The sequence below is a fragment of the Streptomyces sp. genome, assembly GCF_036524955.1.
GTDB lineage: Bacteria > Actinomycetota > Actinomycetes > Streptomycetales > Streptomycetaceae > Actinacidiphila.
Genome location: NZ_DATDBG010000301.1, coordinates 1 through 10,887, shown reverse-complemented (window position 1 = coordinate 10,887; position 10,887 = coordinate 1). Strand labels below are relative to the sequence as shown.

General features: G+C 72.3%; 8 protein-coding genes. 1 reads left to right on the top strand and 7 read right to left on the bottom strand.

Going from position 1 to position 10,887, the window contains the following annotated elements:
* From VIW71_RS23735 to VIW71_RS23710, 6 genes are all read right to left on the bottom strand, one after another.
* On the bottom strand, window positions 1–482 hold a 482-nt coding region (locus VIW71_RS23735), incomplete at its 3' end, for a hypothetical protein (RefSeq protein ID WP_331624595.1).
* A complete protein-coding gene (locus VIW71_RS23730) occupies window positions 467–1,513 on the bottom strand; it encodes a ParA family protein (RefSeq protein WP_414720823.1) in 1,047 nt (348 codons plus the stop codon). The genes VIW71_RS23730 and VIW71_RS23735, both read right to left, overlap by 16 nt.
* Window positions 1,514–1,790: 277 nt before the next feature.
* Window positions 1,791–2,915 (bottom strand): alanine dehydrogenase, encoded by a 1,125-nt coding sequence (gene ald, locus VIW71_RS23725; RefSeq protein WP_331624594.1) that lies wholly within the window; start codon window positions 2,913–2,915, stop codon window positions 1,791–1,793.
* A 241-nt stretch (window positions 2,916–3,156) separates the two neighbouring features.
* On the bottom strand, window positions 3,157–5,178 hold the full coding sequence (locus VIW71_RS23720) for a tetratricopeptide repeat protein (RefSeq protein ID WP_414720824.1): 2,022 nt from the start codon (window positions 5,176–5,178) through the stop codon (window positions 3,157–3,159).
* 308 nt (window positions 5,179–5,486) lie between these two features.
* Window positions 5,487–6,110: an NUDIX hydrolase gene (locus tag VIW71_RS23715; RefSeq protein ID WP_331624593.1), complete on the bottom strand. Its 624-nt coding sequence runs from the start codon at window positions 6,108–6,110 to the stop codon at window positions 5,487–5,489.
* A 69-nt stretch (window positions 6,111–6,179) separates the two neighbouring features.
* A complete protein-coding gene (locus VIW71_RS23710) occupies window positions 6,180–7,832 on the bottom strand; it encodes a CTP synthase (RefSeq protein WP_331624592.1) in 1,653 nt (550 codons plus the stop codon).
* A 399-nt stretch (window positions 7,833–8,231) separates the two neighbouring features.
* Between VIW71_RS23710 and VIW71_RS23705 the strand changes: the two genes are divergently transcribed.
* On the top strand, window positions 8,232–10,040 hold the full coding sequence (locus VIW71_RS23705; RefSeq protein WP_331624596.1) for a glycoside hydrolase family 15 protein: 1,809 nt from the start codon (window positions 8,232–8,234) through the stop codon (window positions 10,038–10,040).
* A gap of 17 nt (window positions 10,041–10,057) precedes the next feature.
* Here VIW71_RS23705 and VIW71_RS23700 read toward each other — a convergent pair.
* On the bottom strand, window positions 10,058–10,887 hold an 830-nt coding region (locus VIW71_RS23700), incomplete at its 5' end, for a glycosyltransferase family 4 protein (RefSeq protein WP_331624591.1).

Below are 10,887 nucleotides of genomic sequence, written 5' to 3'. Positions count from 1 at the left end.
TGCCGCTCGCGTCCACTGGGCCGGCGGTTCTGGCGCTGGGTCTTGCGGCGGGCCGCGGCCGGGGACTGCGGGGTCGCGGTGATCGGGGGCGGCACCGGATTCTGGCTCTGGGAGGGGACCTGGGGAGCAGGGCCGACCGGCGTGACGGTGGCCGTCACGCCGGGCGCTGTCGCCGTGGCGGTCGGCACCCCGGACCCGCCCAGCGCCCTGCGGTTGGGGACGTCGCGACCGCCGTGCTCCGCACCCTCGGCATCCGGCCGCGCGCCGGAGCGCTCGGCGCCGGACCGCGGTTCGGCCTCGCCCTCCGGTTCCCGGTCGTCGCGCTCACCCTCGCCGGAGACCGGCCGCAGCCGTGTGTCGCCCTGCGCCGCCTGCTGCCCCTCGGTGCTCGGGCGCTGTCGCGGCTGCGGCGCCTGGAGCGCGGCTCCCCCCGTGGTCCGGAACAGTTCGTCGGCGCCCGGCAGACTCACTCGGCGTGGCACCGGGCGAGCACCTCCCTGGCGAGCTGGCGATAGGCGGCGGCACCGACGGAGTTGGAGGCGTACGTGGTGATCGGCTCACCGGCCACCGTGGTCTCGGGGAACCGTACGGTCCGGCCGATGACCGTGTGGAAGACGTGGTCGTCGAACGCCTCGACCACACGGGCCAGCACCTCACGGCTGTGCACGGTGCGCGAGTCGTACATCGTGGCGAGGATGCCGTCGAGTTCGAGTTCGGGGTTGAGCCGCTCGCGGACCTTCTCGATGGTCTCCGTGAGCAGCGCGACACCACGCAGCGCGAAGAACTCGCACTCCAGCGGCACGATCACCGAGTGCGCCGCGGTGAGCGCGTTGACGGTGAGCAGGCCGAGGGAGGGCTGGCAGTCGATGACGATGTAGTCGTAGTCGGCCATCAGCGGCTTGAGGGCGCGCTGGAGCGCGGACTCCCTGGCCACCTCGCTGACCAGCTGCACTTCCGCTGCCGACAGATCGATATTGCTGGGCAGCAGGTCCATGCCGGGCACCGCGGTCTTCAGCAGCACCTCGTCGGCCGCCAGACCGCGTTCCATCAGCAGGTTGTAGACGGTGATGTCGAGTTCCATCGGGTTGACGCCGAGGCCGACGGAGAGCGCGCCCTGCGGGTCGAAGTCGACCAGCAGCACGCGGCGGCCGTACTCGGCGAGCGCGGCGCCCAGGTTGATGGTGGAGGTGGTCTTGCCGACCCCGCCCTTCTGGTTGCACATCGCGACGATCTTCGCGGGACCGTGGTCGGTGAGCGGGTTGGGAATCGGGAAGTACGGCAGCGGGCGCCCGGTGGGACCGACGCGTTCGCGGCGCTGGCGGGCGGCGTCCGGGGCGAGCGTGGCCGCGTACTCCGGGTCCGGCTCGTACTCCGCGTCGGGGTCGTAGAACTGACCGTCCTGCAGGCCGTCGTTGTCGTCGAAAGGAGCCATGGCGAAGGCAGGATACGGCTGTGTGGTCGTCTCGGACCGGCGGGACTCGAAGGTGCGGACCGAGACGGAACCGACGGTCATTCCTGGTTGACCACCCCCGGGAGCAAATGTCGACTCATTCACAAGTCGTCTTACCTCCTTGGTGACCAGGAAACATCTAGACAGGTCAGCGTGGTGACTACAGCCGACGTTTCGCGACTCTATGGCGTGTCGGTGGTTCGCAGCAACACAATCCGCCGGACACGGCACGATGTGTCGGTAACCGAACGCCCGGCTGTCAAGGGCGTAACGACGTGGACGGCCGGGACTCGACAGGCAAGTCCCGACCGTCCACCCGCCGTTGGTCACAGGGGCCGGTTCAGCCCAGCAGCGCGTGCAGCTCGGCCGAGTCCAGGCCGTGCGCCTGCGCCACCGGACCGTAAACGACCTGGCCCTCATGGGTGTTGAGGCCGAGCGCGAGCGCCGGGTCCCGCCGCAGCGCCTCCCGCCAGCCGCGGTCGGCCAGTTCCACGACGTACGGCAGGGTCGCGTTGGTCAGCGCGTACGTGGAGGTGTTGGGCACCGCACCGGGCATGTTGGCGACGCAGTAGAAGACCGAGTCGTGCACGGTGAAGGTCGGCTCGGCGTGCGTGGTGGCCCGGGAGTCCTCGAAGCAGCCGCCCTGGTCGATGGCGATGTCGACCAGCACCGAGCCCGGCTTCATCCGGGAAACCAGTTCGTTGGTGACGAGCTTGGGCGCCTTCGCGCCGGGGATCAGCACCGCGCCGATCACCAGGTCGGCGTCGAGCACGGCCTGCTCCAGCGCGAAGGCGTTGGAGGCGATGGTCTGCACGCGGTTGCCGAACACCTTGTCGGCCTCGCGCAGCTTGTGCACGTCCTTGTCGAGCAGCGTGACGTGGAAGCCGAGGCCGAGCGCGATGGTGGTGGCGTGCCAGCCGGAGACGCCGGCCCCGATGACGACGGCCTTGCCGGACAGCACGCCGGGCACACCACCGGGCAGCACGCCGCGACCGCCGGCCGAGCGCATCAGGTGGTACGCGCCGACCTGGGGGGCGAGCCGGCCGGCCACCTCCGACATCGGGGCGAGCAGCGGGAGCTGGCGGTTCGCGGTCTCGACCGTCTCGTACGCGATCGCGGTCGTCCCCGACTCCAGCAGCGCGTCGGTGCAGACGCGGGAGGCGGCGAGGTGCAGGTAGGTGAAAAGGGTCTGGTCCTTGCGGAGCCGGTGGTACTCCTCGGCGATCGGCTCCTTGACCTTCAGCAGCAGATCGGCGGCGGCCCACACGTCGTCGGCGGCACCGAGGATGGTGGCGCCGGCCGCCACGTACTCCGCGTCCGGGATGGACGAGCCGTCTCCCGCGCTCTGCTCGACGACGACCTGGTGGCCGTGGCGTACGAGCTCGTGCACGCCGGCCGGGGTGATGGCCACGCGGAACTCGTTGTTCTTGACCTCGCGGGGGATGCCCACCTTCACGTCGATCACGGTCCTTGCGCTCAGGGAAGTCTGGAGGGGTACGGCGGAAAGAGAGAAGCGGAGACGGCAATGCAGAGATATGTCCTGACATGGCGCACCTTGGCATGGCACGTCGGACCTGACCGCGTCACGCGCGGCAATGCCCAGTCTAGTGAAGGAAGAGCCGCTGTCCAGCCTTACAAAGTTGTTGGTTTTCCTAAAACCATTGGCAGTTTCGTAGGTCACTGGCCGCGGAAGGTTTCAGGCGTGGTCAGAGGGCCGGGAACTCACCCGGCCGGAACAGCCGCTCGGCCGCAGCACGCTGGAGCCGGGCGCCGCCGGGATCGCCGAGGCGGTCGAGGGTGTCGGCGAGCCGCAGCAGCACGGCCGCTTCGAGTCGGCGCTCACCCGCCTGCCGGGCCCAGTACAGCGCGTCACGGCAGGTCCGCAGCGCGTCCTCGGGGTGGCCCGCGTACTCCTGGACCCGGGCCGCCTCGGTCAGCGCGCGGGCCAGCGCCGGCAGGTCGCCGAGCCGCCGGTGGACCCCGACCGCGGACCGCCACTCGCGCAGAGCCGGGCCGTACCGTCCCTGGTAGGTGAGGATCGCGCCGACACGCGCGTGCAGCCGGGCCTGGTGCGGCAGCTCTCCACGGGCCTGCCGCAGCGCGAGGGCGCGGCCGAACCAGTCCGAGGCCCGCGGCAGGTCCCCCGTCTCCAGGTACGCGCCGCCGAGCGCTTCCAGAACGCGGCCCTCGGCCTCGGTGTCCTCGCCCGCGCGGGCCGCTCCGAGGGCCTCGCGGTAGGCGGCCAGCGCCCGGTCGGTGCGACCGGACCCGGCGTCCAGGTCGGCGAGGTTGATCAGCGCTGCCGCCCGCTCCCGGTGCAGGCCGCGGCGCTCGGCCACGCCCAGCACGAGGCTGTGCAGTTCGTACCGCTCGGCGGCCGTCGCGTCGCCGCCGGGGAACGCGGCGAGCGCCCGTACCAGCGCCGCCACCAGCCGCCGGGCCAGCGTGTCGAGCCCGCCGTCCGCGACCGCCAGCCGGGCGGCGGCCAGCAGCGCGGGCAGCCGCGCCCGCAGCCAGTCGGCCGCCGCCCGGGCGGAGTCGAACCGCAGCGTGCGGGGCAGCCCGTCGGCGGGCGCCTCCCCCGCCAGCGCGGCCCGGCAGGCCAGCAGCAGCCGTACCGTACGCTCCAGCATCCTGGCCCGTGCCAGCTCCAGCTCCTCGGGCCGGTCCCGGCTCGCCACCAGCCCCCGGAGTAACGGTTCGAGACAGCCGGGCACCCGGTACTGCCGCTCACCGCCTGCCGGGCGCAGCAGGGCCCCGGCCGCGAAGTCGTCCAGCGTGCTCTGCGCGGCGCGCACCGAGCACCCGGCCAGCGCCGAGGCCACCTGGGCGTCCACGGTTCCGTGCGGGGCAAGCACCAGCAGCCGCAGTATCCGCCCGGCGGCCCCGGGCAGCGCCTCGTACACCACGCTGAACGCCCGCACGAGCTCCCCGGGCACGCTCGCCGCGCCGTCCGGTACGGGCTGGGCGGGGGGCCTGTCCGGGGCGGTGCGCACCCGCCGGGCGGCGTCGGCGACCGACAGGCGGGGCTGGGCGGCGAGCCAGGCGGCGATCAGTCGCAGGGCGGTGGGGTGGCCGGCCGTTTCCTGGACGAGGGCTTCGGCGGCGCGGGGGTCGTTGGTGACCCGGGTGTCGCCGATGGTGCGGGAGAGCAGTTCGACGGCGGCGGGGGTGTCGAGACCGCCCAGTGTGCAGGGGCGCACGTCGGGCACGCCGGTCAGGGGGCCGTCGGAGGTCACCACGACGAGGCTGCGCGCGGAGTGCGGCAGCAGCCCGGCCAGTTCCGCGCCGCGCCGGGCGTCGTCCAGGACGAGCAGCAGCCGCCGTCCCTTCGTGGCCGCGCGCAGCGCGACGGCCGGGTCCGGCCCGCCGGGCTCGGCGCCCAGCGCCCGCAGCAGCGCTCGTGCGGCCTGCCCGGGCGGGACGGGGTCGCCGCCGGCCGCGGTCAGCGTGACGAAGAACCGCCCGTCGGGATAGTCGTCCGCCACTTCCCGGGCCAGCCGGACGGCCAGCGCGGTGCGCCCCACTCCGGGCCGCCCGGCGACGAGCAGCACCCGGGCCCGCTCGTCCGCTTCCCCCTTCGCTCTCCCCTTGACCGCCCCGAGGCCGGGCCGCCCGATGTCCGACCGCAGCTGCGCGAGCTCCCGCGTCCGCCCTGCGAAGGACCCGTCGAGGGCGGGCAGGGGCCCCACGATCCCGTCGTCGGCCGCGGGCGGTCCCTGGTGCACGGCGGCGTGCGGGCCGGCAGGGGATTCAGGGGCTCCGGGAGCCCCGGAGGCGGGTTCGGGGAGCGGGTTCTCCCCGGGGTCGTCCTCGGCGGGGTCGTCCTCGGCGGGGTCGTCCTCGGCGGGAACGGACGACGGAGGCGGGTCCAGTGCCTGGTCCGTCACGGGTCACGCTCCCGGCAGGGTGAAAGGGGTGACGTGCCCGGCGGGACGGGCACGTGGGTCGAGATTAGTTCACGGGAGTCCGGTGGCGTCGGGGTCCGACGCGGCCGGGTACCTCAATGATCACCCTGTCGGATCACGGGCAGGCGTCACGCGGTGAAGGGCCGGGCGGGCCACGGCGCCTCCGGGGGGCGCAGCGCGTCGATGCCTTCGCCGGCCAGCGCCGCCTGGAGGGAGAGGGCGCCCACGACCAGGCAGGTGTTGTGCAGGCGGCCCGCGAGGACGCCGCTGACCAGCTCGTCCAGCGGCACCCGGGCCAGCTCCATGTCGGCCTCCTCCTCGGCGACCTCGAAGCGCTCGCCGTCCGCCTCGGACAGGTTCCTCGCGAGGAAGATCCGTACCGCCTCGTCGCAACCGCCCGGGGTGGTGTAGACGTCGGCGAGGACCCGCCAGTCCTCGGCCTTGACGTGCGCCTCCTCGTACAGCTCGCGCTGGGCCGCGTGCAGCGGGTTCTCGCCGGGGACGTCGAGCAGCCCGGCCGGGATCTCCCAGAGCTTGTGCCGGACCGGGTGCCGGTACTGCTTGAGGACGAGCACGCGGCCCGTGTCGTCGAGGGCGACCACGGCCACCGAGCCGGGGTGCACCTGGTAGTCCCGGGTGGCGGTGCTGCCGTCCGGCATGACCACCTCGTCGGTGCGGATGCTGGTCTTCTTGCCGGTGAACGGGGTGGAGGTGGCTCTGACCGGCCACTCCTCCGGGGTGTCCTCGATCATGGTGCGCCTTCCGTACGAAGAGAGAGCCGGAAACGGGAAGAGCCGGGGCGCGGTGCGGGCCCGGGAGGGTCAGCCGCGCTTGGCCGCCACCGCCGCCTTGATCAGCCCTGCGAAGAGCGGGTGCGGCCGGGTCGGGCGGGACTTCAGCTCGGGGTGCGCCTGGGTGGCGACCAGGTACGGGTGCACGTCGCGCGGGTACTCGACGTACTCCACCAGCTTGTTGTCGGGCGAGGTCCCGGAGAAGACGATCCCGGTCTTCTTCTCCAACTCGGTCCGGTAGGCGTTGTTGACCTCGTACCGGTGGCGGTGCCGCTCCTCGACGTACGGCTGGTCCCCGTACACCTCGCGGACGATGGACCCCTCGGCGAGCTTGGCCGGGTAGGTGCCGAGCCGCATCGTCCCGCCGAGGTCGCCCTTGCCGCCGACGATGTCGAGCTGCTCGGCCATGGTGGAGATGACCGGGTGCGCGGTGGCCGGGTCGAACTCGGTGGAGTTGGCGTCGGAGATGCCGGCCAGGTTGCGGGCGGCCTCGATCACGATGCACTGCAGGCCGAGGCAGAGGCCGAGCAGCGGGATGCGCTGTTCGCGGGCGAAGGTGATGGCCGTCACCTTGCCCTCGACCCCGCGGTCCCCGAAACCGCCGGGCACGCAGATCGCGTCCACGTCGCCGAGCAGCGCCGCGGCCCCGGCCGGGGTCTTGCACTCGTCGGAGGTGACCCACTTGATGTGCACCTTGGCGTTGTTGGCGAAGCCGCCGGCCCGCAGCGCCTCGGTCACCGACAGATACGCGTCGGGCAGGTCGATGTACTTACCCACCAGCGCGACCGTCACCTCGGCGGCGGGTTCGTGGACCCGCCTGAGCAGGTCGTCCCACTGCGTCCAGTCCACGTCGCGGAACGGCAGATCCAGCCGCCGGACGACGTACGCGTCCAGACCTTCGGTGTGCAGCACCTTGGGGATGTCGTAGATGGACGGCGCGTCGATCGCGGCGACCACCGCGTCCTCGTCCACGTCGCACATCAGCGAGATCTTCCGCTTGATCGCGGTCGGCACGTGACGGTCGGCGCGCAGCACGATCGCGTCGGGCTGGATGCCGATGTTGCGCAGCGCCGCCACCGAGTGCTGGGTCGGCTTGGTCTTCAGTTCGCCGGACGGGCCGATGTACGGCAGCAGCGAGATGTGCACAACGAAGACGTTGTCACGGCCCACCTCGTGCCGTACCTGCCGGACCGACTCCAGGAACGGCAGCGACTCGATGTCGCCCACGGTCCCGCCGACCTCGGTGATGACCACGTCCACGTCGTCCGCCGCCATCCGCCGGATCCGCGACTTGATCTCGTTGGTGATGTGCGGGATGACCTGCACGGTGTCGCCGAGGTACTCGCCGCGCCGCTCCTTGGCGATGACCGTGGAGTAGATCTGCCCGGTGGTGACGTTGGCGGAGCCGGCCAGGTTGACGTCGAGGAACCGCTCGTAGTGGCCGATGTCCAGGTCGGTCTCGGCGCCGTCGTCCGTGACGAACACCTCACCGTGCTGGAACGGGTTCATGGTGCCCGGGTCCACGTTGAGGTACGGGTCGAGCTTCTGCATGGTGACCCGCAGGCCGCGTGCCTTGAGCAGCGCGCCGAGACTGGACGCGGTCAGCCCTTTGCCGAGCGAGGAGGCCACACCGCCGGTGACGAAGATGTGCTTGGTCGTCGTGGATTTCGGCGCAATTGCCAACAGGGGCTCCCGTGGTCGCGAGGTGAGGGTCGGGACGGCGTTCGTTCTGGGAGCGCCGTCGCGGCGGTTCAGTGGTTCAGCCCACCGGCCCACGGGCTACCAGGGTATCAGCGACGATGGCCCGCGAGGGCAGCGGGCACGGGCGGCCTGGGGCTTTCCGCTGCTCGCGGGCGTGCGCGCGCGAGGGCGCGCATGATACCTGCCCGCTCCGCCGGATGCGCGACCGGGCTCAGCGACGATCATGGACGCGCAAGCATGCTTCGCCGGTTCGACGTATCCTGCTCGGACGCATCGCGCGAGCCGGCCGGCACGGCACCGACGCCCGCCTCCGGATCAAGAGCTCGTCTAAGGATCCCCAGACCGCAAGACCGTCTCCGTGCGGGACGGCGCCGTGTTCGACTGGAGTTACATGTGGCCGGGCGTATCGAGGACTACGCACTGATCGGTGATATGCAGACCGCCGCCTTGGTCTGCACCGACGGAACCGTCGACTGGCTGTGCCTGCCGCGCTTCGACTCGCCGGCGGTCTTCGCCGGCCTGCTCGGCACCGACGAGCACGGCTTCTGGCGGCTGGGCCCGGCGCATGACAAGGGCACCCCGCCCCCGACCGCGACCCGCCGCCGGTACCGCGGCGACTCGCTGGTCCTGGAGTCGGAGTGGGACACCTGGCGCGGCACCGTCCGGGTGATCGACTTCATGCCGCCGCGCGACGGCGCCCCGCAGCTCGTCCGCATCGTGGAAGGCGTCAGCGGCCGGGTGCCGATGCGCTCCAGCCTGCGGATGCGGTTCGCGTACGGGCAGGTCACGCCGTGGGTGCACAAGGTCGGCGACCGTACGGTGGCGGTGGCCGGGCCCGACTCGGTGTGGCTGGACACCGAGATCGACACCTACGGCAAGGACCTGACCACGTACTCCGAGTTCACCGTCGCGCCCGGGGACCGGATCGCGTTCACCATCAGCTGGGAGCCGTCCCACAAGCCGCAGCCGGCGTTGCCGGAGCCCGAGGTGGCACTCACCAACACCGAGGACTTCTGGCGCGAGTGGGTCGACCAGTGCACGTACACCGGTCCCTACCGGGAGGCGGTGGTCCGCTCGCTGATCACGCTGAAGGCACTGACCTATGCGCCGACCGGCGGGATCGTCGCGGCGCCCACCACCTCGCTGCCGGAGGACATCGGCGGGGTGCGCAACTGGGACTACCGCTTCACCTGGCTGCGGGACGCGGCGATCACGCTGTCCTCGCTGCTGCGCACCGGCTACCGCGAGGAGGCCCGCGCCTGGCGCGAGTGGCTGCTGCGCGCGGTGGCCGGCGACCCGGAGAACCTGCAGATCATGTACGGCATCGCGGGCGAGCGCGAACTGGGCGAGAACGAGTTGCACTGGCTGCCGGGGTACGAGAACTCCGCGCCGGTCCGGATCGGCAACGGCGCCGCCAACCAGCTCCAGCTGGACGTCTACGGCGAGGTCACCGAGGCGCTGCACCTGGGACACATGACCGGCCTGGCCCGCAACGACTACGCCAGCCTGCTCCAGCTGAAGCTCATCGACTACCTGGAGAAGCACTGGAACGAGCCGGACGAGGGCATCTGGGAGGTCCGCGGCCCGCGCCGCCACTTCGTGCACTCGAAGGTGATGGCGTGGGTGGCCGTCGACCGCACCGTCAAGCTCATCGAGTCCGGCGAGGCGGACGGACCACTGGAGCGGTTCAGGGAGCTGCGGGACGAGATCCACTACGACGTGTGCGAGAAGGGCTTCGACCGGGAGCGCAACACCTTCACGCAGTCCTACGGCTCCAAGGAGCTGGACGCGTCACTGCTGCTGATCCCGCAGATGGGGTTCCTGCCGCCGGACGACAAGCGGGTGATCGGCACGATCGAGGCGATCCAGCGGGAGCTGTCCACGGAGGACGGTTTCGTGATGCGCTACCCCACCTCCAGCGGCGAGGAGAACCTGGACGGCCTGCCGGGCGACGAAGGGGCCTTCCTGGCCTGCTCGTTCTGGCTCGCTGACGACCTGGCGATGATCGGCCGGGTGGAGGAGGCGCGCCGGCTGTTCGAGAAGCTGCTCGCGCTGCGCAATGACCTGGGCCTGCTCGCGGAGGAGTGGGACCCGCGGCGGAAGCGGCAGGTGGGCAACTTCCCGCAGGCGTTCAGCCATGTACCGCTGATCGACACGGCCCTGCGGCTCACCGCGGCCGCGGCGGGCTGATCCCCTGCGAGGGTGGCTCAGCCCCCGGTCAGCTCGTCGTAGACGCTGAGGATCTGAGCCACCGTGTCGTCCTCGGTGGGCCAGGTGGCGGCCTGGGCGCGCCCGGCGAGGGTGAGGGCGGCGCGGCGGTCGGGGTCGGCGAGGAGCGCGGTGACCGCGCGGGCCAGGGCGGGGGCATCGCCGTACGGGACCAGGACGGCGGCGTCGCCGACGAGTTCGGGGGTGCCGCCGACCGCGGTGGCGACCAGGGGCACGCCCGCGTGCAGCGCTTCCTGGGCGATCAGGGCGCGGGCCTCCCAGCGGCTGGGCAGCACGACGAGATCGGCGGCGGCCAGCAGTTCGGGGATGTCGTCGCGGCGGCCGAGCAGGACGACCGGCAGGCGCTCGGACTTGATCCGCCGTTCCAGGGCGGGCCGCTGGTCGCCCTCGCCGGCGACGGCGACCAGCGGCCGGGGCTTCGGCCCGGCCCAGCGCCGGGCGGCGTCCAGCAGCACGTCATAGCCCTTGTCGGGTTCGAGGCGGCCGACCGCGAGCAGCAACGGCCGGTCCACCGCGCCGAACTCGGCCCGGGTCTTCTGGGAGAGCCGGTCGTCGTCGTCCGGTGGCCGGGGCCGCACGGCCGGGCGCGGTACGGCGGCCGGGGCCAGGCGTACGTCGCGGGCGCCGTGTCCGCGGGCGCGGTCGACCAGGTCGGAGGAGTCGCCGAGGACGACGGTGGCGCTGCGCACCGCACGGCGTTCCAGCCAGCGCAGCATCATCGCGCGCCCGCCCTCCGCGGGCGGGTCGGCGCCGTGCCAGCTGACCACCAGCGGAGTACGGCGACCGCCGAGCGCCATCGCGGCGAGCA